The following is a 21,868-nucleotide window of genomic DNA, read 5'->3' on the forward strand; positions in this document are numbered from 1 at the left end:
ACCCGACGGGAAAATACTGGTAGGAGGTGATTTTACAACATATAATGGTGGAACAGAAAATAAAATTATCCGTTTAAATAGTGATGGAACCAAAGGCTCTACTTTTATTACTGGAACAGAGTTTAATAATGCTGTTAATTCTATTGCTATTCAACCCGATGGGAAAATACTAGTAGGAGGTGATTTTGGAGTAACAAATTATATTATCCGTTTAAATAGTGATGGAACCAAAGATACTACTTTTAACACAGGAACAGGGTTTAATAATTATGTTAAGCTTATTGCGGTACAACCTGATGGGAAAATCTTGCTAGGAGGTGATTTTACAACATATAATGGTGGAACAGAAAATTATATTATACGTTTAAGTAGTGATGGAACCAAAGACTCTACTTTTACTACTGGAATAGGGTTTAATGCTGGTGTTGATGACATTTCTATTCAACCCGATGGGAAAATACTAGTGGGAGGTAATTTTACAACATATAAAGGAGTAACCCAAAATAGAATTATCCGATTGAATACCGATGGAACGAAAGATACTACTTTTACTACTGGAATAGGGTTTAATAGTGTTGTTGATGACATTGCTATACAATCCGATGGGAAAATACTAGTGGGAGGTTTATTTACAACCTATCAAGGAGTAACCCAAAATAGAATTATCCGTTTAAATAGTGATGGCACTAAAGATACTACTTTTAACACGGGAACTGGGTTTAATAATCCTGTTTATGCCATTGCTATACAACCCGATGGGAAAATACTTGTGGGAGGTAATTTTACAACATATAAAGGAGTAACCCAAAATAGAATTATCCGATTGAATACCGATGGAACGAAAGATACTACTTTTAACACAGGAACAGGGTTTAATAATTATGTTTTTGCCATTGCTATACAACCCGATGGGAAAATACTGGTAGGAGGTTATTTTACAACATATAAAGGAGTAACCCAAAATTATATTATACGTTTAAATAGTGATGGAAGCAAAGACTCTACTTTTAATATTGGAACAGGGTTTAATAGTATTGTTGATGACATTGCTATACAATCCGATGGGAAAATACTTGTGGGAGGTAGTTTTACAACCTATCAAGGAGTAACCCAAAATGGAATTATCCGATTGAATAGTGATGGAACCAAAGATACTACTTTTAACACCGGAACAGGGTTTAATGATTTTGTTTCTACCATTACTATACAAACCGATGGGAAAATACTAGTGGGAGGTAATTTTACAACCTATCAAGGTAATAACCAATCGGCTATGTTAATTGGATTGCATTCAGGTTTAATTTTAGCTACTGAAAATTTTAGTGATTCAAATCGTTTTGGAATTTATCCTAACCCTGTAAAGGATATTTTAACCATAAATTCATTAGACAATGATGTAATTACAGCTGTAAAAATTCACGACTTACAAGGAAAACTAATACAAGAAACAGCAAGTACTACAATTCCTTTAAGTAATCTTTCGGCAGGGATTTATATGGTTAAAGTTACAACTGAAAAAGGAGAAGAAACTAAAAAATTCATTAAAGAATAAACTTTTAAACTACCAATAAAAAAATTCCAACTACTTATAATTGGAATTTTTTTAGGTTTTTATAAAATCATCGTCAACTGAATGCGTTTTCTATCTTCGTCTACTTCAGTCACTTTTACGGTAACGTGTTGGTGTAACTTGACTACTTCATTTACATCGCTCACAAAACCTGCTTTGAGTTGCGAGATATGAACCAGTCCGCTTTCCTTAGTTCCAATATCTACAAAACAACCAAAATTGGTAATATTATTGACAATTCCTGGTAAAATCATTCCGGTTCTAAGGTCTTTTATGGTTTTTACATTGGGATCAAATTCGAAAACTTTGGCCGATTTTCTCGGATCTAAACCTGGTTTTTCGAGCTCTTTTATAATATCTTTTAAGGTTAATAAACCTATTTCTGGTGTAATATAATTGTCTGGTTTTATTAGAGCGGTTTTTTCTTTATTGGCAATTAAATCATGAACAGAAAGTTTTAAATCTTTTGCCATTTTCTCGACAATTCCATAAGCTTCAGGATGCACCGCCGAATTATCTAACGGATTTTTCGCATTTGAAATTCTGATAAAAGCCACGCCTTGTTGGTAGGCTTTTTCGCCCAATCGTGGTACTTTTTTTAATTGTTTTCTATCTTCAAACGGTCCGTTTTCTGAACGATATTGCACAATATTTTCGGCTAGTTTTTCGCCTATTCCAGACACATAACTCAACAAATGTTTACTGGCTGTATTGATGTTTATTCCTACTGAATTTACGCAACGAATTACCGTATTATCTAGTTCTTCTTTTAGTTTTGTTTGATCTACATCGTGCTGATATTGTCCTACTCCAATAGCTTTTGGATCTATTTTTACCAATTCTGCCAACGGATCCGAAAGTCGTCTTCCAATAGAAACAGATCCACGAACGGTAACGTCATAATTAGGAAATTCATCTCTTGCTATTTTTGATGCCGAATATACCGAAGCACCTGCTTCTGAAACTATAAAGACTTGAACTGGTTTATCAAAAGCAATTTTTTTGATAAAAAACTCAGTTTCTCGGCTCGCTGTTCCGTTTCCTATAGAAATTGCATCAATAGCATAAGCGTTTACCATCGACCGAATTTTTTTCATCGCCATCGCATCTTCGTTTTGTGGTGCGTGCGGATAGATGGTTTCGTTGTACAACAAATCCCCTTTTTCGTCGAGACAAACTACTTTACAACCACTTCTAAAACCTGGATCGATTGCTAAAATTCGTTTTTCACCCAAAGGTGGCGCTAATAAAAGTTGTCCTAAATTATTGGCAAAAACTTGAATAGAATTGGCATCAGCTTTGGCTTTAGCTTCTTGCAAAGCTTCGTTCGAAATCGCTGGAGTTAACAATCTTTTGTAACTGTCTTCAATAGCCAATTGAACATGAGAAATGGCAGAACTGTTGTTGTTTTTGATGATAATTTCATCAATTAAATCATAAGCTTCATCTAGATCAACTTCGATTTTTAGTTTTACAAACCCTTCGTTTTCTGCACGAAGCATGGCGAGTAATCTGTGTGAAGCTGCTTTTGTTAAATTCTCACTCCAATCGAAATACTGACTGAATTTTTGTGCCGCTTCTTCTTCTTTTTTGGCTTTTGAAACCTTTGTTGTTATAGTAGCTTTTCGTTCGTATAATCTTCTGAGTTGTTTACGAACATATATGTTTTCATTAATCCATTCGGCAATAATGTCTCGTGCGCCTTGCAGAGCAGCTTCTTCATTAATGACATTTTCATTCAAATATTGTGTAGCTATAAAATCGACATCATCATTTTTCTGATCCATGATGATTTTTGCTAATGGTTCTAATCCATTTTCACGAGCGACATCGGCTTTGGTTTTTTTCTTCTTTTTATATGGTAAATACAAATCTTCTATTTCTTGTAAATCGAAACTTTCAGAGATTTTTTTATTCAATTCTGCCGTTAATTGTCCTTGTTCTGTAATCGCTTTTAAAATAGCTTCTTTTCGTTTTACAATTACATCATATTCCTTGTTTAACTTGGCAATTTGCTCGATAAAAACCTCATCAAGATTTCCTGTTGTGTCTTTTCGATAACGAGAAATAAAGGGAATCGTGCAATCTTCGTCCAGTAATTTTACGGTTGCTTCAATATTTTTTGGCGTCGTTGCAACTTGTTTGGCTATAAATTGTATGTTGGTCATTGCGGAATTTTAGATTGTAATATTAGAATTACCAAAAATAATACCTTTGCGCTTATTCAAAAAAATTATGACTGTTATTTTAATTTATTTTTTCATCATCAATATTATTGGATTTTTTCTAATTGGTTATGATAAAAAAATGGCTGTTGCGAATAAATATCGAATTGCTGAAAAAACATTGTTATTAATTGTCCTTCTTGGCGGAGTTATTGGTTCCGGATTGGCGATGCTTTTCTTTAGACATAAAACTTCTAAAATCTCTTATTTATTGAAGTTTTTTGGGGTCATTGTTCTTCAAATTTTATTTATTTTTTTATTAAAAACCACCTAGTTTGTTTCTAAAAACAAAAAAGTTGCTTTTTACAAAGCAACTTTTTTATAGGAATAAAAACTATTTAATTTACTTGCAACACACAATCATCTTGCTCTATCATTGCGTTTTCTTTTAGCAATATTTTAGAAATGATTCCGTCCTTTAGGGAACAAATTGTGGTTTCCATTTTCATGGCTTCAATAACAAATAAAGGAGTATTTTTCTTTACTTCATCGTTTTCATTTACCATAATTTTTACTAATTTTCCTTGTAACGGTGCTCCAATATCATTGGATCCAGAAATTTTAATGTTGCTTATTTTGGTAGATTTTATTGCATTATCTTTTACAAGAACATTTCTAGTTTGTCCGTTGATTTGGAAATAAACTTCTCTAAATCCTTCCTCATTAGGCTCTCCCATGTATCTAAATTTTATCAAGAGATTTTTTCCCCAAGCTAAATTTACTAATACTTCTTCGTTCGGTTTTAAAGGGTAATAAAAGGTTGGTGTTGCCAATTTTTCGACTTTTCCGAAATGTTTTCTAAATGCATAAAAATCACTAAAAACCTTAGGAAACATGATGTAAGAAAGTAAATCTTCGGTGGTTAATTTATCATCAAATTTTTCGTGTAGTTTTTTTAATTCTAATTTGAAATCAACTGGTTCTAGGTGTGCATTTGGCTTTTCAGTATAAGGCTTTTCGTCTTTTAATATTATTTTTTGAAGTGCTTTAGGGAATCCCCCAAAAGGTTGTCCCAAATCGCCTCTAAATAATTGTTTGACCGATTCTGGAAACGCAAGCGTATCTCCTTTTTCCATCACATCGTTTGCCGTCAGATTATTTGATGTCATAAATAAAGCCATGTCTCCAACTACTTTTGATGACGGTGTGACTTTTACAATATCACCAAACAACTCGTTGACTACAACATAATTTTGTTTAATGGTTTCAAATTTATCTTCCAATCCCAAACCACGAGCTTGCGGAAGCAGATTAGAATATTGTCCGCCTGGGATTTCGTGATTGTAAACTTCTGCCGTTCCTGCTTTTAGTTCGCTTTCAAAAGGATAATAATATTCTCTTACGACTTCAAAATAATTTGAATATTCATTTAATTTTTTTAAATCTATTGGATTTTCTCTTTCTGATCCTTGTAAAGCAGCTACTAGTGAATTAAAATTTGGTTGTGAAGTTAATCCGCTCATAGAAGCAAGAGCAACATCGACCACATCGACACCTGCTTCAATCGCTTTTAGATAAGTCGTAGATTGAATAGATGATGTGTCGTGTGTGTGCAAATGAATTGGGATAGAAATATGTTTCTTTAATTCTTTTATTAACACTTCGGCAGCATAAGGTTTTAATAATCCCGCCATATCCTTAATAGCTAGCATATGAGCTCCCGCCGCTTCTAATTCTTTGGCTAAATCTACATAATATTGCAAGTTGAATTTTGGTCGATCAGGGTTTAATATATCTCCTGTGTAGCAAATACAAGCTTCGGCAATGGCATTTGTTTTTTCTCGAACAATTTTAATACTGTGTCGCATCCCTTCAATCCAGTTTAGGGAATCGAAAATTCTAAAGACATCAATCCCGTTTTCGGCACTTTTAATAATAAATTGTTCTAAAACATTGTCTGGATAAGCGGCATATCCTACAGCGTTGCTTCCTCTAAAGAGCATTTGCAATAATACGTTTGGCGCTGCTTTTCTAATTAATCTTAATCTTTCCCACGGGTCTTCGTGTAGAAAACGCATGGTTACATCAAAAGTAGCGCCACCCCAAACTTCCATAGAGAATAATTGAGGAAAATTTTTTGCCATTCCTTCGGCAACTTTAAGAATATCGTGGTTTCTTAGTCGGGTTGCAAAAAGCGATTGGTGTGCATCACGTAAAGTAGTATCGGTATAAAATATTTTCTTTTCGTTTTTTATATATTCAATAAATTTATCTCTACCCAATTCGTTTAGTAAATCCTTTGTTCCTTTTGGATATTCTTTACTGGTAATTGCTGGAATAAGTGGTTTTCTAAAAGTTTTATTGGCATCATAGTTTTTTATATCTGGATGACCGTTTACTTTTAGTTCGGCTAAATATTTTATTAGTTTAGTTCCTCTATCCTGAGAATACTCATATCTTGGAACAAGTAAATGCGGATTGTCTGGGATAAAATTGACTGTTGTTTCTCCGCTTCTAAAAGTATCGTTAGACATTACATTGATAAGAAATGGAATGTTTGTTTTTACGCCTCTAATTCTAAATTCTTCTAATGTTCTACGCAAACGATCTGAAGCGCCTTTTAATGTTCTTCCGCTCGAGGAAACTTTGACCAACATTGAATCGAAAAAAGGTGAAACCACAACACCCGAATAACAACTTCCTTCGTCGAGACGAATTCCGTATCCGCCAGCGCTTCTGTAAGCGATAATGGTTCCGTAATCTGGTTTAAAATCATTCTGTGGATCTTCGGTTGTGATTCTGCATTGTATCGCCCATCCGTTGCATTTTATATCATCTTGACTGTGAATAAATATCTGATTGTGGGTAAGTGGATGTCCTGCGGCAATAATAATTTGAGATCGTACAATATCTATTCCTGTTATTTCTTCTGTAATAGTATGTTCTACCTGAATTCTTGGATTTACTTCAATAAAATAAATATTTTCTTCTTTATCTACTAAAAATTCGACAGTACCTGCATTATTATAATTTACGTGTTTGGCGATTTTTACTGCATAATCGAACAATCGTTTTTTTGTTTCTGGTTTTAATATTGATGGCGCTACCTCAATTACTTTTTGAAATCTTCGCTGAACCGAACAATCTCGTTCATAAAGATGCACAATATTCCCATAATTATCTCCTAAGATTTGAACTTCAATATGTTTGGGATTGTCTATAAATTTTTCGATAAACATGGTGTCATCACCAAATGCTTTTATCGCCTCGCTTTTTGCGTTTCCAAAAGACATTTCCATCATATCTGGTGAATGAACCACGCGCATTCCTCTTCCTCCGCCTCCAGCCGCAGCTTTAAGCATAACTGGATATCCTATTTCGGCTGCTTCAGACAGGGCGTCTTCTACAGAATTTAGTGGAATTTTAGAATCCTTAATTAAAGGAACGTCTACTGCTCTTGCTACTTTTTTGGCTGCAACTTTATCTCCCAATTGGAGCATAACTTCGACACGTGGCCCTACAAAAATGATTCCCTCTTCAAGACATCTTCTTGCAAAATCTACATTTTCTGACAAAAACCCATAACCTGGATGTATTGCATCTACTTGATTCTCTTTGGCAACATTGATAATTTCTTCGATATCTAGATACGGTTTTAAAGCCTCCGATTCGTCTCCTATTTGGAAACTTTGGTCGGCTTTATACCTGTGCAAAGAATACCTGTCTTCATAAGTATAAATAGCTACTGTGTTGATTTTTAATTCTGTAGCCGCTCGTAAAACGCGAATAGCAATTTCCCCCCTGTTTGCAACAAGTAGTTTTTTGATGGTTAGATTTCCGGTCATGTGAAGTAGTAAATTGAGTTGTGTGTGTTAATTTTTGACTAAATTACAAAAAAAACAGAAACAAGCTCAAAAACGCAAATAATTTATACCTAAAAATAGGTATTAAAAATAATATCGCAATAAAAAATGCTTTTTTTGATTAATTATTGTCAATTATATAATTTTACTAATCCTGAACGATAAAATCCTTAGAATCTTCTTTCTGAAATTCAGGTTGAATATTAATGTGGTTAATATTGAATTTTTCTAACAAAACAGCTTCCATTTTCTCTAATAAAATATTGAATTCACTCATTTTTATATCTTCCGAACAATCTAAATGTGCTTCGAGGTGCAATTCGTGATCGTTAAGATGCCAAACATGAATGTGATGCAGTTTGTTTACACCCGAAATTTGGTGAACCTCGCGAACCAATTCTTTAATATCAATATCGGATGGTGTAAAAAGCATCAACATTTTTGTAGATTCTTTCAGTAAATCATAACCAACATAAATTAAATAAAGTGCAATAGCGAGAGTCAAAGCGCTGTCTATCCAATAAATTTGATATAATTTCATCAGAATTCCTCCTATTAAAACCGCGACAGAAGCCATCATATCTGTAAAAAGATGAATATATGCCGATTTTATATTTATATTATGGTCTGCATCTTTTTTGAGCATTAATGCCGAAATACCATTAATCACAATCCCTAAAATGGACATCCAAATCACTAAATTAGATTTAATTTCTTGTGGATTTGAAAATCGATGTGAAGCTTCAAAAATTAAATATATCGCCACCACAATCAAGGTAATCGAGTTCACAAAAGCCGCAATAAGTTCTGCTCGTTTGTAACCAAAAGTTTGGTCTAATGAGGCTTTTCTTCTTGATAAAACATTGGCGATGTAACTAAAAATTAAAGTCAAAACATCGGAAAAATTATGCAAAGCATCAGAAATTAAAGCTAAACTTCCCGAAAGAATGCCACCAATAACTTGTGCTACTGTAATGACAATATTTAAAACTATCGAAAATAAAAGGTTTTTACCTTGTACTTCGTGGTGTGAATGGTTGTGTGACAAAATTAATTTTTTCTTTTTTCAATTTCTATTTGTACTTTTTTTAATTCCGTAGAGTTATTAGCAAGAAAAAACATAGAACCCAATATTAAAAAAACATGCATAGCACCACTACTTTTTTTATAAATAGCAAAAAAGGTAAATACAACTGAAAATACTGAAATAATCACAAATGTTTTATTTCTCTTCGTTAAAGCTGTTTGTTTTAATACTAACTCTTCTAGCGATAAATTTGAGTAATCTTTTTTGTCAGTCATAAATTAATTTGATTTAAAATTAATACATTTTTTTATTTAACAACTAATTTTTCCCACTCTTGTAGCGTGTCTTCCGCCTTCAAAATTGGTGTTTAAGAAAACATCTACCATTTCTATAGCTTGCTGAATCGAAGTATATCTTGCAGGAATACTTATAATATTGGCATCATTATGTTGGCGAGCCAAGGCGGCAATTTCTTTTATCCAACACAAAGCGGTACGAATTCCTTGGTGTTTGTTTGCTGACATGGCAATTCCGTTTCCGCTTCCACAGATGACAATACCAAAATCGGCTTTTCCTTCAGAAACATCGGTAGCAACTTTATGTCCAAAATCCGGATAATCAACACTATCAAAAGTATCTGTTCCGTGGTTTGTTACAGTATGTCCTTTTGATTCTAAAAATTGAACAATTGCTTTTTTGTAATCTGGTCCTGCGTGGTCATTTCCTATTGATATTTTCATTGTAGTTGTGTTTTGTGATTACAAATTTAAGGAAAGTATTTAGATTGAAGCTGTTCTTATCGAAGTTTAAATTGTGATGTATTAAAGCCAATAAATTTTATATTTTTGCGGCTAATTTAAATTTTTATGAAAATAAAATTACTTTTTATCGCATCATTCGTTTTTAGTTTCTTTACTACTTCTTTAAACGCTCAAACACAATTAGGTACTGATATTAATGGAGAATTGGCGGGAGACGAATCAGGTTCTCGTGTTTCAATATCTCGCGATGGTACCACATTAGCTATCGGTGCTTATAAAAACGACGGAAATGGTAATAGCTCAGGACACGCAAGAATATATCGTTATAACGGAACTAATTGGATAAAATTAGGAGCTGATCTTGATGGGGAAGCGGCAGTAGATCAATTTGGCATTGGAATTAGTTTGTCTGATGATGGAAATATTGTTGCAATTGGCTCTAATCAAAATAGTCAAAGCGCACCTGCATCTGGACATGTTAGAATATATTCATATAATGGAACTGAATGGGTACAATTAGGTGCTGATATAGATGGTTTACCACACGCAGAAAATCTTTCTGTTCCAGCTCTTTCTGCAGACGGAACAATTGTAGCCATTGGCGCTTTAAACCATGATGGGACAGGAGATGGAATAGGAAGGGTTGTTGTTTACAATTATGACGGAAGTCAATGGGTACAAATGGGAAATAATATTTATGGAGAAGCAAACGCAGATTTCTCTGGCGAATCAGTTTCTATAGCGGCAAATGGTTTAAGGTTAGCAATTGGAGCAACAGGTAATGATGATAATGGATCGAGTTCTGGACAAGTAAGAGTATATGACTATAACGGAACTAATTGGGTACAAACGGGAAACGATATTAACGGAGAAGGAATAAGTGATTTTTCTGGATATGTTTCTTTTTCTGGTGACGGAACTACTTTAGCTGTTGGAGCTCGATTTAATAATGGTAATGGTGTTGATTCTGGTCAAGTTAAAGTATATCGTTACAATGGCACAAACTGGGTGCGAATAGGAAATAATATTTATGGAGAAGCTGCAGGTGACGCTTTAGGAAGTAGCGTAAGTTTGTCTTTTGATGGGACAATATTAGCTGCTGGAGCTCCTCGAAACAACGGAAATGGTACCCGTTCTGGAAGCACCCGAATCTATCAATACAATGGCACTAATTGGATTCAAAGAGGGATAGATATTAATGGTGAAGCTGCTGATGATTATTCTGGATTTGGAGTGTCATTATCATCTAACGGAACAAGAGTAGCAATTGGAGCTTTATTAAATGATGGAAACGGTACAGATTCTGGTCATGTTCGTGTATATAATTTATCTGCAATTTTATCTTCTGATAGTTTTGTTTTAGAGAATTTTAAAATATTCCCTAATCCTACTTCAGAAAAAGTAATCATTACATTACAGGAAAACCTACAACTAGAAAAAGTAACTATTTACAATACGTTAGGACAATTCATTAAAACCGAAAAAAACAATATTATTAATGTAACTGGTTTTGCAAAAGGAAGCTACTTTTTTGAAATAATTACCAATAAAGGAAAAGCAACTAAAACCATTGTAATTCAATAAATTGAAAAAATAATTTAAGGAAAAGCCGAGTAAATACTCGGCTTTTTTTATACAAAAAACATTAAAAATTTACATTGTTAACAACCAAACGCAATTCCTTGATATTCAGTTAACGCTAACTTAACAACTTTTGTTGACAACTTTAGAAAGAATTTTAGAAGTTTTTTTTGGAAGTTTAAATTTAAATTGTAATCCAAAACCGAGAATCAAAATCCTAATTTAGTTTGGTGTTTTTTTATGAAACTTATCATTATAAAAAAGTAGTTTATCAACAAAATTTCACGAAAATCTTATTTACAAAAAGTATAATTTTTTAATTATTAACAGTTGTTAATAGCTTTTTAAAATAAGTTTAAAATCAACATTTTAACTATTTAAAAACATGTTGATAAGTCATTATAAAATCATACAACTCAAATATGACAGCAAATAAAATTAAAGTTATAGTAACTATTAACACGCTATCATAACCATTAATAAATTATTTAAATTTAAATTTTCTTTTTGTAATATTTAATAAATGTTGACAACTTTAAAAAAATCTAAAAGTTATATTTTCTTTAAAACTGAATTCTAAATTCTGAAATCTAATATCTTATTCGTAAATTTCAACTTTATAAAAATGAATTATGAGTAAAATGCCAAAAAAGTTTGGAAAAAAAGAGAAAACGTTCTCTGAGAAAATATTAAAAATACTATCACAAAATGCCAATAAACCGTTTAATTATAAACAAATATGTGCTGTTTTAGAATTAGATGATACTAAAAGTAGAAATGAAATTATTAAGGATTTAAAAATTCTAGCTTCACAAAAAGTTATTATTGAAACCGAACCAGGAAAATATCTTGTAAAAGCCATTTCACAAGACTATTACGAAGGAAAAATAGACATGACTTCTCGAAAAACAGCTTATTTTATCTGTCCTGATTTCGGAGAAGATGTATTTATTCCAACCAATAACTTAAATCACGCTTTAGATAAAGACATTGTAAAAGTTTACGTCTATAACCGAAGAAAAGGAAAACGTCCTGAAGGAGAAGTTATAGAAGTCGTAGAACGAGCCAAAACCGATTTTGTAGGTGTAATAGATATTCAGAAGAATTTTGCCTTTGTAAGCACTGCAAATCCTAAAATGTATACGGATATTTTTATTCCGTTAGCAAAAATTGGAGAAGCAGAACAAGGTGATGTCGTTTTAGTTCATATCGAAGATTGGCCTAAAAAAGCCGATTCTCCTTTTGGATCAGTTATTAAAGTTTTAGGAAAACCAGGAGAACACGATACCGAAATTCATGCAATTTTAGCAGAATATGGTTTACCAGCAGAATTCCCTGTAGAAATAGAAGTTTTTGCCCAAAAAATAGATACTTCAATACAAGAAAGCGAAATTGCAAAACGTCGCGATATGCGAGATACATTAACTTTTACTATCGATCCAAAAGATGCTAAAGATTTTGATGATGCACTTTCGTTCAAAAAATTAGAAAACGGAAACTACGAAATAGGAATTCACATTGCCGATGTTTCTCATTATCTTCAAGAAGGAACAATTCTAGATGACGAAGCGTATCAACGTGCAACATCAGTTTATTTAGTTGATAGAGTTGTACCAATGTTGCCAGAAGTTTTATCAAATTTTGCTTGTTCATTACGACCAAATGAAGAAAAATATACGTTTTCAGCTATTTTTGAAATTGATGAAAAAACAAACGTTGTTAACCAATGGTTTGGAAGAACAGTAATCAATTCGAACCAACGTTTTGCTTACGAAGAAGCGCAATATATCATAGAAACCAAAGACAATACTATTCCTATCGAAACTTCAATTACAGGAAGTTCTTATGTAGTTTCGGATGAAATTGTAGCTGCAACATTAAAATTAGATGATTTAGCAAAAATTATGCGTCGCAAACGTATGAATGACGGAGCTATTTCTTTTGATAAAGTAGAAGTAAAATTCAATTTAAGCGAAGACGGAGAACCAGAAGGTGTCTTTTTTAAAGTTTCTAAAGATGCCAATCATCTTATCGAAGAATTCATGTTATTAGCCAACAGAAAAGTGGCTGAATATATTGGTAAACAAAAGAAAACCTTTATTTACAGAATTCACGACGAACCAAATGAAGATAAATTATTTGCAATGCAAGCTGTAATTGCAAAATTTGGTTATAAAATAGATTTTAGAGGTGGCGAAATCTCTAAATCTCTAAACGCTTTAATGGAAGAAGTAAACGGAAAAAAAGAGCAAAATCTTATTGATACTTTAGCGATTCGAACGATGAGTAAAGCTAAATATTCGACAGATAATATTGGTCATTACGGTTTAGCTTTCGATTATTATTCTCATTTTACTTCACCAATTCGTCGTTATCCAGACGTTATGGTTCATAGATTATTGCAATTTTATTTAGATGGAGGAAAATCTGTCGACGAGGAAACGTACGAAACAAAATGCCAGCATACATCAAATATGGAAGGTTTAGCAACCAATGCCGAACGTGATTCTATAAAATATATGCAAGTAAAATATATGCAAAATCATCAAGATCAGGAGTTTTTGGGTGTAATTTCTGGCGTGACTGAATGGGGAATTTATGTAGAAATCATCGAAAATAAATGCGAAGGAATGGTTCGTATTCGTGATATAAAAGACGATTATTACACTTTCGATGAAAAACAATATGCTTTGGTTGGCGAAATTTCTAAATCTTTATTACAATTAGGTGACGAAGTTTGGGTTAAAGTAAAAAATGCCGATTTAGTGAAGAAACAATTAGATTTTAATTTCTTAAGAAGAAAAGAGTAATTAAGTATGAGAAAACTATTTATAATTTCATTTTTCATTTTAGCCAATGTAATCTCAGCTCAAGTAACTAAAAACCTTGGCGATTTTACTAAAGTAACCGCTTTTGATAAAATTTCGGTTCAGTTAATAAAAATAGATTCAACTGAAAATAAAATAGAAATTTCAGGAGATTTAGCTAATGAAGTAGAAATTATAACTATCAAAAATGAATTAAAAATAAGAATGTCTTTATCAAAAGCATTAAAAGGAAATGATATTGTTGCAAAAGTTTATTTTAAAAATTTAGAAGCACTTGAAGCAAATGAAGGAAGTTATATTTCTTGCGATTCGGTACTTTCTGCGACAAATTTTAATCTCATTGCGAAAGAAGGATCTCAGATAAAAGTTAACATTTCTTCCAAAAAAATATCAGTAAAATCGATGCAAGGTTCGGTTATAAAATTAGAAGGAACCACTCAAAATTTAGAAGCAATACTAAATACAGCAGGAGCTTTGCAAGCAAAAAACTGTACAACATCTCAAGCAACAGTATCAATAACTGCTGGTGGCGATGCAGATTTTACCGCAACAGATTATGTAGATGCAAAGGTAAAAGCCGGCGGAACAATAACTATTTACGGTAATCCAAAACAAGTAGATGAGAAAACAATTTTAGGAGGAAGTATCATAATAAGCAAACGATAGTTATTTTAAAATTTAAATTTTAACTTGCGTCATCGGAATATTAATTAAAAAACTTTATGATTCAATATATTTTAGGTAACGGAATCCCATTAGGAATATTTTTAAGTTTCATGATAGGACCAGTATTTTTTGTACTCCTAGAAATTAGTATTACCAAAGGTTTTCGTGCTGCTTTAATCTTTGATTTAGGCGTTATTCTTGCCGATGTTTTTTTTATAGGTGTGGCCTATTTAGGAAGTTACCGATTAATTCAGAGTCTAAAAGACGATCCAGCTTTGTTTATTTTCGGAGGTATTATCATGGTAACTTATGGATTAATTTCTTATTTCAAACTTCGTAAAGCACACAAAGCCGAAGTAGAAGAAGAAGCAGTCGAATTAATCAAAAAAGACTATTTAAACCTATTTATAAAAGGATTTTTACTCAATTTTATCAACATAGGAGTTTTGGGTTTTTGGTTGTTAATCATTATAACCTTTGTACCTAAAATGCACATGGAACTTTCTAATGTTATTTGGTTTTTTACCACGGTTATCGTTACTTATATCATTACAGATATTGGTAAAATACTTTTATCTAAACAATTAAGAAACAAATTAACTACAGAGAATATTATAAAAATTAAAAAAGTAAGCAGTATTTTATTAATTGTTTTTGGTATTTTTTTGTTATCACAAGGCTGGTTTCCTAGTGACAAAACCTTTGTAACCAATACAATTGAGAAGATTGAGAAAAAGTAAATTTTATTATTTTGCACCCAATTTATGCTGAATTAATTTCAGTGATTTTATAAAATTTGATTAACACCAACTATGAAAAAACTTTTACTTTTATTATTATTTTCTTTACCCCTTTTTGCTCAAAACGATTCAATTCCAGTAGTAAAACCAAACTTATCATTAATTGGATTAAACAAACTAAATTTTGTTTATAAAGGGATTTTAAATCCTTTTTTGGTTAATGTAAAAGATTCGAAACCTTTCAAAGTTAAAGGGGAATCGGTTTTACAAAACATTGATGGTACTTATAGTATCAAACCTAAAACATTAAAAGACACTAAAGTTCAGGTTGAAATACAAACATCCGATTCTACTAAAGTTATCGAAGAACACATTTTTAGAACAAAAGAATTACCCTATGCCGCTTTACTTGTAAACAAAAAAGGTTGTATTAATGGAGAGTGTACGATTGAAATGTCAAGTAAAGAGCTTTTAAATGCTGAAATTACAGTTAAATTAATCGACTATCTGTTAGATTATAACATCACGGTTACAAGCTTTAGAATTCATTTATCAAATTCAAATGGTGATTTCTTAGACAGTTTTGAAGTAAAAGGAGACAAAATACCACAAGATATTTATGAAGCTATTGCCGCTAACGATAAAGCTACTTTAATTGTGATTCATAAGTTTACTTTCGCCTCCGATATTGGTTTATCCATCATGAAAACTCCTGTGGTGAAGATTAGGAGAATATTGGAAACTAAGTAGTTTTTAACTCTTCAAACAAATAATAAAAGGGAATTTCTAGAGTATATAAATAAAGTCTTATTATGAAAAAACTATTGTTTTTATTACTATTTCCTATTGTAGTATTTCCTCAAAATGACTCCATTTCTCCTGTTAAAAAAGGTAATATTTCTGTCGTTTCTGCTGATAGAATGAATGTAGTTTATCGAGGTATTCAAAATCCTATTTCTATTGCTGTAAATAATGCCAAATCTTATAAAATTACTGGCGATGGTGTTTCACAAAATGAAGATGGAAAATATGTCTTACGTGCTGGAGCAGGAACGGAAACAAAAGTGATTGTTGAGATTGAAAAATTAGATGGTGCTAAAGTTACTGAAGAACATATTTTTAGGATAAAAGGTTTACCAAAACCGATTGGTACTTTAAATGATGAATATTCTACAAACGGTAGTGTTTTGAGATTTACCAAAGAAGAATTAAAAAAAGCCATAGTTAATTATAAAATGATTGATTTTTTATTTAATATTAATCCTGAAGTAACTCAATTCAATCTATCAATTAACAATAAATCAATTACTGTTGAAGGAAATAAATTTAATAATGAGGCTCTAAAAATTATTAATTCTGCGAAAAAGAGAGATTATTTAATAATTTCAAATATTAAAACAAATTATATGAGTCCTGAGGCATGTTTTCCCCGTTCGCCAGCACCTATATCTTTTAAAGTTGTTAATTAAATCCCATAAAAAAACCTCTAAATTTCTTTGAAGGTTTTAGAGGTATCTCCCGCGATAGCCATCGGGACGGATTCGAACCATATATTTAATTAATTTTTTCTAAAAATTTTCCACAAAAAAAAGAGACACATTTCTGTATCTCTTCTTGAGGCATCGTCCGGATTCGAACCGGAGTAGGAGCTTTTGCAGAGCCCAGCCTAGCCGCTCGGCCACGACGCCCTTTGTTTAGCGGATTGCAAATATAAGAAACTATTAATAATTAACAATTGATAATTACAAATTTTTAAAAATTATCAATTGATAATTATCATTTATCAATTAATTCTAGTTTCTATATTCTTCCATTTCAATCGTAACCGCTTCAACATCACCACCAATAGGCGGATTTAATTTAGAAACAGCCACAATAATTCTAGAAACAGAAGCTATTTCTGAAAAGATTCTTGTTATAATTCTGTTGGCTACATGTTCTAATAAATGCGAACGAATCGCCATTTCTTCGACTACAATTCGGTTCAAAAGTACATAATCGACCGTATCTTTTAAGTTATCTGACAAAGAAGAACGGCGTAAATCGGTTTTTATCTCTAAATCAACTTTGTAATCCGAACCAATTTTTCCCTCTTCGATCAAACAACCATGATAAGAAAAAGTACGTATGTTTTTTAGTTTTATAATGCCCATTTTGAGTTTATTTGTGGATTTGTGAATTTGTTTATTCGACAATATTGCTTAAATACTCGATTTTTAGTCATCATTTATCAAATAACCAAACCAACGATTAACCAAATAGCCAACATTTATTTATCTTTGCTAAAATTATACAAAATTATGTCAACTGAAGAGAAAGCACTCAATTTTATTGAACAAATTATAGAAGAGGATTTAAAAAAGGGTTTGCCTCAGGACAAATTACGTTTTCGTTTCCCACCAGAACCAAATGGGTATTTACACGTCGGTCATGCCAGTGCAATTTGCCTTAATTTTGGTTTAGGAATAGATTATAAAGCACCTGTTAATTTACGTTTTGACGATACAAATCCTTCAAAAGAAGAGCAAGAATTTGTTGATGCGATTAAAAAAGACGTAGAATGGCTAGGTTATTCTTGGGATAAAGAATGTTATGCTTCCGATTATTTCCAACAATTATATGATTGGGCGGTCGAATTAATCAAAAAAGATAAAGCTTATGTGGATAGTCAATCTTCTGAAGATATGGCTATTCAAAAAGGAACACCAACAACTTCAGGAACAGATTCTCCTTTTAGAACTCGTTCTGTCGAAGAAAATTTAGACTTATTTACACGTATGAAAAACGGAGAATTCGAAAAAGGAACTCATGTTTTGCGTGCTAAAATTAGTATGAATGCCAACAATATGCTCATGCGTGATCCTATTATTTATCGTATTATGCACGCGCATCACCACCGCACAGGAAACGATTGGTGTATTTATCCGATGTATGATTGGGCACATGGCGAAAGTGATTATTTAGAACAAATTTCACATTCATTTTGTACGTTAGAATTTTTACCTCATAGAGAATTATACGATTGGTTTTTGAACCAAATTTATGATGAAACTAAAGTGCGACCAAAGCAAAGAGAATTTGCTCGTAGAAACTTATCTCACACCGTTGTTTCGAAACGAAAATTAGCTCAATTAGTAGAAGAAAAACACGTTACCAGCTGGGACGATCCTCGTATGAGTACTATTTCTGGAATGAGAAGACGAGGAATTACCGCTACAGCGATTCGTAATTTTGCGAACACTATTGGTATAGCAAAACGTGATAATTTAATCGATGTTTCGTTATTAGATTTCTGTGTTCGTGAAGATTTAAATAAAATAGCACCACGTGTTATGGCAGTTTTAAATCCAATTAAATTAGTAATTACGAATTATCCTGAAGGAAAAGAAGAATGGTTAACAGCCGAAAATAATTCTGAAGAAGAAGTAATGACTTACAGAGAAGTTCCTTTTTCTAAAGAATTATATATCGAAAGAGAAGATTTTAAAGAAGAAGCAGATAAGAAATTTTTCCGTTTGACTTTAGGAACAGAAGTACGTTTAAAAAATGCTTATATTATTAAAGGTGAATCAGTTGTAAAAGATGCTGAAGGAAATATTACAGAAATTCATTGCACGTACGATGTAGATTCTAAATCTGGAAGCGGAACAGAAGCCAGTAATCGTAAAGTAAAAGGAGTTATTCATTGGGTTTCTATCGCTCATGCAAAAGAAGCAGAAGTTAGAGTTTACGACCGACTTTTCACACATGAAAATCCGGATGGAAATAAAGATGTGGACTTCAAAGAATACATCAATCCAGAATCCTTAAAAGTGATTACAGGTTATGTAGAACCAAGTTTACAAACTTCAAATGAATTGGATCATTTCCAATTTCAACGTTTGGGTTATTTCTGTGTTGATAGAGATTCTTCATCTGAAAAATTAGTTTTTAATAAAACGGTTGGCTTGAGAGATACTTGGGCAAAAGTAGAAAGTAAATAATAATTATTTAATAGCATTCAAAAGCCTTGTTAATCAAGGCTTTTATTTTAATTTTCAACAATTTTCAAATATATAAAATGAAAAAAATATTACTTATCAGTTTGCTTTTAACACGTATTACACTTTTTGCACAAGACGATTGGAGGCCTATTGGTCCAGATGATTATAATCAGCCATCTCTTAGTTATTCATATTATACCAAAATTGCAATCGATAATAATAATACTCCTTATGTAGTATGCAGTGATCAAAATAATGCTAAAAAAATATGTGTTAGAAAATATAATGGAACTAATTGGGAATATGTAGGTTCTGCTGGATTCTCAACAGGTCAGGCCGATTATACTTCCATAGTAATTGATAACAATAATATTCCCTACGTTGCTTACAAAGATGTTGCCAATAGTAATAAAATTACGGTGCAAAAATTTAATGGAACATTTTGGGAAGTAGTCGGAACGCTTGGTTTTTCAACAGATCAAGCAGATTATACAGCTATTGCAATTGACAATAATAATGTGCCTTTTGTAACATACAAAGACGCAAGTAACGTTAATAAAATAACCGTGCAGAAATTTAATGGTGCTGCATGGGAATTTGTAGGAACAGCTGGATTTTCAGTTGGTGGAGCTGACTATACCTCTATTGTTTTTGATAATACTAACACTCCTCTTGTTTCCTATAAAGATGCTTCAAATAGCAATAAAGTTACTGTTCAGAAATTTAATGGTGCAGCTTGGCAAGTAGTTGGCCTTTCAGGATTTTCAGCCGGTGGAGCAGATTACATAGCTATAGCAACAGACGTTAATAATTTACCGTATGTTGTTTATAAAGATATCGCAAACGGAAATAAGGCTACTGTGCAAAAATTTGATGGTATAAACTGGCAGGTAGTTGGAACTGTGGGCATATCAGCAGGTACAGCCGATTATACATCGATAGCGATCAATAGTAGTAACCAGCCTTATATAGTTTATAAAGATGTGCTGAATAATGATAAAACCACAATTAGAAAATTTAACGGAACAGCCTGGCAACCTGTAGGTACGGGTGTAATATCTGTTGAAATGGCAGATTATACCTCCATTGCAATAGATAACAACAATGTTCCCTATGTGGTCTACAGTAAAACGTATTATGGAGGAAAAGCAAGAGTACAGAAATTCAACGGAACATCTTGGGAAATGGTTGGTAATTATGGTTTTGCTGAAACTTCAGATGCAATTTATACTAATTTTTTAGCAATTGATAATAACAATGTTCCGTATTTTATATACAGGGAGCTTACTAATGGTAATAAAGCAACAGTAAAAAAGTATAATGGAACAACCTGGCAAACAGTTGGAACAGCTGGTTTTTCTAACGGACAGGCTGATTTTGTTTCTATCGATATAGACAATAATAATATTCCATATGTAGCCTACAGAGACAACCCGCTATCCTATAAAATAACCGTTAAAAAATTTAATGGTACTAGTTGGGTAACTGTTGGATCACAAGGATTTTCTACTGGGTTTGCAGGGTATATTTCATTAACAATTGATAATAATAACGTACCTTATGTTGCTTATAAAGATGATTCATTTGGAGGAAAAATTGTTGTTAAAAAATACAATGGCACAAGTTGGGTATTGGTTGGAACTTCAGGCTTTTCTGCGGGATATGCGAGCTATATTACATTGAAGTTTGATTCTAATAATATTCCTTATGTTGCCTATGACGATTCAAGTGTTGGAAATAAATCATTTGTTCAAAAATTTAATGGAACTAATTGGGAAGTTGTAGGAGTGTCAGGTATATCTGCCGGATATACCAATAATACATGCCTTGCTTTTAACAGCAGTAACATCCCCTTTATTGCTTATACTGACTGTACCGTAAGCTGTAAAGCAACTGTTCAAAAATTTAACGGAACAGCTTGGGAAGTTGTTGGATTACAAGGATTTTCTTCCGGTTATGCCGAATTTATTACCTTAAAAATAAATGGAAATAATATTCCTTATGTTTCTTACAGTGATTTAAATAATGGCAACCATGTATTTGTACAAAAATTTAATGGTACAGCATGGGAAATGGTTGGAACAAGTGTTTCATCAGGGCATTCGAGAGGTGTTTCTATGGTTTTTAACAGTAATAATATTCCTTATGTTGCCTATGAATCTACTGGTGCTTACGCTAAATATTTTGGTATTGAAAACGCTCTAAGCACAAAGGAAAACACCTATTCTCTAAACAAAACATCAATTTACCCAAACCCAGTTAAAAACAGTTTTTCAATTTCTGGTAATGAAGCTGTAAACGAAATTGATATTTTCGATTTAGTTGGGAAAAAAGTATTACATCAGCAAAATCCAAACAAAGAAATTAATATTCAATTTTTACCGAACGGAATTTACGTTGCAAAAATAAAAACCGAAAAAGGCATTACTTCTTTGAAGTTAATTAAAGAATAAAAAAATTATAACTTTTATATATAAAAAATCCACTTTCGAGTGGATTTTTCTATTATAGATATTTATTATTAAAACTTAAATAAAAATAGATTTTTTATTAAAAAAGTAACCTTCATAAATTAATTTTAAGGCATTTTCTAAATTTTTAGACGCAATATATATTTTCAGAAAAACAATTACTGTAAATAACTTAAATACAATACATAAAATACAAAAAACACCAAAAAAAAT

Annotated in this window: 16 protein-coding genes and 1 tRNA gene; 10 read left to right on the top strand and 7 right to left on the bottom strand. The window is 32.1% G+C overall.

Going from position 1 to position 21,868, the window contains the following annotated elements; translation table 11 throughout:
* A partial coding sequence (locus BM053_RS07160) for a T9SS type A sorting domain-containing protein (RefSeq protein ID WP_143076472.1) occupies nucleotides 1-1,552 on the top strand: 1,552 nt, incomplete at its 5' end.
* Between the two features lie 59 nt (nucleotides 1,553-1,611).
* Here BM053_RS07160 and BM053_RS07165 read toward each other — a convergent pair.
* Nucleotides 1,612-3,738 (bottom strand): Tex family protein, encoded by a 2,127-nt coding sequence (locus tag BM053_RS07165; protein WP_091475660.1) that lies wholly within the window; start codon nucleotides 3,736-3,738, stop codon nucleotides 1,612-1,614.
* A gap of 67 nt (nucleotides 3,739-3,805) precedes the next feature.
* On the opposite strand from BM053_RS07165, the gene BM053_RS07170 reads away from it, so the two are divergent.
* Nucleotides 3,806-4,069, top strand: coding sequence for a DUF1294 domain-containing protein (locus BM053_RS07170; protein WP_091475664.1), 264 nt, complete (start codon nucleotides 3,806-3,808; stop codon nucleotides 4,067-4,069).
* Between the two features lie 64 nt (nucleotides 4,070-4,133).
* Here the strand turns inward: BM053_RS07170 and BM053_RS07175 are convergent, their stop codons facing one another.
* From BM053_RS07175 to rpiB, 4 genes are all read right to left on the bottom strand, one after another.
* On the bottom strand, nucleotides 4,134-7,580 hold the full coding sequence (locus tag BM053_RS07175) for a pyruvate carboxylase (RefSeq protein ID WP_091475666.1): 3,447 nt from the start codon (nucleotides 7,578-7,580) through the stop codon (nucleotides 4,134-4,136).
* 166 nt (nucleotides 7,581-7,746) lie between these two features.
* Entirely contained in the window at nucleotides 7,747-8,646 is a 900-nt protein-coding gene (locus BM053_RS07180; protein WP_091475669.1) for a cation diffusion facilitator family transporter, read from the bottom strand.
* A gap of 2 nt (nucleotides 8,647-8,648) precedes the next feature.
* On the bottom strand, nucleotides 8,649-8,900 hold the full coding sequence (locus BM053_RS07185) for a hypothetical protein (protein ID WP_091475672.1): 252 nt from the start codon (nucleotides 8,898-8,900) through the stop codon (nucleotides 8,649-8,651).
* 36 nt (nucleotides 8,901-8,936) lie between these two features.
* Nucleotides 8,937-9,365 carry a ribose 5-phosphate isomerase B gene (rpiB, locus tag BM053_RS07190; RefSeq protein WP_091475674.1) on the bottom strand — a complete coding sequence of 143 codons (429 nt, stop codon included), beginning with the start codon at nucleotides 9,363-9,365 and terminating at the stop codon, nucleotides 8,937-8,939.
* A 126-nt stretch (nucleotides 9,366-9,491) separates the two neighbouring features.
* On the opposite strand from rpiB, the gene BM053_RS12120 reads away from it, so the two are divergent.
* The 6 genes from BM053_RS12120 to BM053_RS07220 all read left to right on the top strand — a co-directional run bounded on the left by BM053_RS12120 (nucleotide 9,492) and on the right by BM053_RS07220 (nucleotide 16,670).
* Nucleotides 9,492-10,970: a T9SS type A sorting domain-containing protein gene (locus BM053_RS12120; RefSeq protein ID WP_143076473.1), complete on the top strand. Its 1,479-nt coding sequence runs from the start codon at nucleotides 9,492-9,494 to the stop codon at nucleotides 10,968-10,970.
* A 629-nt stretch (nucleotides 10,971-11,599) separates the two neighbouring features.
* Nucleotides 11,600-13,777 carry a ribonuclease R gene (gene rnr / locus BM053_RS07200; RefSeq protein ID WP_091475677.1) on the top strand — a complete coding sequence of 726 codons (2,178 nt, stop codon included), beginning with the start codon at nucleotides 11,600-11,602 and terminating at the stop codon, nucleotides 13,775-13,777.
* Nucleotides 13,778-13,783: 6 nt separating this feature from the next.
* Nucleotides 13,784-14,461 (top strand): head GIN domain-containing protein, encoded by a 678-nt coding sequence (locus tag BM053_RS07205; RefSeq protein WP_091475680.1) that lies wholly within the window; start codon nucleotides 13,784-13,786, stop codon nucleotides 14,459-14,461.
* A 56-nt stretch (nucleotides 14,462-14,517) separates the two neighbouring features.
* Nucleotides 14,518-15,201 carry a LysE family translocator gene (locus BM053_RS07210; RefSeq protein ID WP_091475683.1) on the top strand — a complete coding sequence of 228 codons (684 nt, stop codon included), beginning with the start codon at nucleotides 14,518-14,520 and terminating at the stop codon, nucleotides 15,199-15,201.
* A 72-nt stretch (nucleotides 15,202-15,273) separates the two neighbouring features.
* Complete coding sequence (locus BM053_RS07215; RefSeq protein ID WP_091475687.1) at nucleotides 15,274-15,951, top strand: GldM family protein; 678 nt, start codon at nucleotides 15,274-15,276, stop codon at nucleotides 15,949-15,951.
* Between the two features lie 62 nt (nucleotides 15,952-16,013).
* Nucleotides 16,014-16,670, top strand: a complete 657-nt coding sequence (locus tag BM053_RS07220; protein WP_091475690.1) for a GldM family protein — start codon at nucleotides 16,014-16,016, stop codon at nucleotides 16,668-16,670.
* Nucleotides 16,671-16,818: 148 nt separating this feature from the next.
* Here the strand turns inward: BM053_RS07220 and BM053_RS12165 are convergent.
* Together BM053_RS12165 and folB are read right to left on the bottom strand one after the other, a co-directional pair.
* Nucleotides 16,819-16,889 (bottom strand) — tRNA-Cys (locus BM053_RS12165).
* A 105-nt stretch (nucleotides 16,890-16,994) separates the two neighbouring features.
* Complete coding sequence (gene folB, locus BM053_RS07225; RefSeq protein WP_091476632.1) at nucleotides 16,995-17,354, bottom strand: dihydroneopterin aldolase; 360 nt, start codon at nucleotides 17,352-17,354, stop codon at nucleotides 16,995-16,997.
* A gap of 147 nt (nucleotides 17,355-17,501) precedes the next feature.
* Between folB and BM053_RS07230 the strand changes: the two genes are divergently transcribed.
* Together BM053_RS07230 and BM053_RS07235 are read left to right on the top strand one after the other, a co-directional pair.
* Entirely contained in the window at nucleotides 17,502-19,184 is a 1,683-nt protein-coding gene (locus BM053_RS07230; RefSeq protein ID WP_091475693.1) for a glutamine--tRNA ligase/YqeY domain fusion protein, read from the top strand.
* A 77-nt stretch (nucleotides 19,185-19,261) separates the two neighbouring features.
* Nucleotides 19,262-21,637, top strand: coding sequence for a T9SS type A sorting domain-containing protein (locus BM053_RS07235; protein ID WP_091475696.1), 2,376 nt, complete (start codon nucleotides 19,262-19,264; stop codon nucleotides 21,635-21,637).
* Nucleotides 21,638-21,868 lie beyond the last annotated feature (231 nt).

This window comes from Flavobacterium swingsii (assembly GCF_900111965.1).
GTDB lineage: Bacteria > Bacteroidota > Bacteroidia > Flavobacteriales > Flavobacteriaceae > Flavobacterium > Flavobacterium swingsii.

Bases quoted from the DNA above. Each gene is read 5' to 3' on its own strand.
- BM053_RS07215 (WP_091475687.1), top strand. From the start codon at position 15,274: ATGAAAAAACTTTTACTTTTATTATTATTTTCTTTACCCCTTTTTGCT.
- folB (WP_091476632.1), bottom strand. From the start codon at position 17,354: ATGGGCATTATAAAACTAAAAAACATACGTACTTTTTCTTATCATGGT.
- BM053_RS07205 (WP_091475680.1), top strand. From the start codon at position 13,784: ATGAGAAAACTATTTATAATTTCATTTTTCATTTTAGCCAATGTAATC.
- BM053_RS07220 (WP_091475690.1), top strand. From the start codon at position 16,014: ATGAAAAAACTATTGTTTTTATTACTATTTCCTATTGTAGTATTTCCT.
- BM053_RS07235 (WP_091475696.1), top strand. From the start codon at position 19,262: ATGAAAAAAATATTACTTATCAGTTTGCTTTTAACACGTATTACACTT.
- BM053_RS07165 (WP_091475660.1), bottom strand. From the start codon at position 3,738: ATGACCAACATACAATTTATAGCCAAACAAGTTGCAACGACGCCAAAA.
- rpiB (WP_091475674.1), bottom strand. From the start codon at position 9,365: ATGAAAATATCAATAGGAAATGACCACGCAGGACCAGATTACAAAAAA.
- BM053_RS07230 (WP_091475693.1), top strand. From the start codon at position 17,502: ATGTCAACTGAAGAGAAAGCACTCAATTTTATTGAACAAATTATAGAA.
- rnr (WP_091475677.1), top strand. From the start codon at position 11,600: ATGAGTAAAATGCCAAAAAAGTTTGGAAAAAAAGAGAAAACGTTCTCT.
- BM053_RS07210 (WP_091475683.1), top strand. From the start codon at position 14,518: ATGATTCAATATATTTTAGGTAACGGAATCCCATTAGGAATATTTTTA.
- BM053_RS07175 (WP_091475666.1), bottom strand. From the start codon at position 7,580: ATGACCGGAAATCTAACCATCAAAAAACTACTTGTTGCAAACAGGGGG.
- BM053_RS07185 (WP_091475672.1), bottom strand. From the start codon at position 8,900: ATGACTGACAAAAAAGATTACTCAAATTTATCGCTAGAAGAGTTAGTA.
- BM053_RS12120 (WP_143076473.1), top strand. From the start codon at position 9,492: ATGAAAATAAAATTACTTTTTATCGCATCATTCGTTTTTAGTTTCTTT.
- BM053_RS07170 (WP_091475664.1), top strand. From the start codon at position 3,806: ATGACTGTTATTTTAATTTATTTTTTCATCATCAATATTATTGGATTT.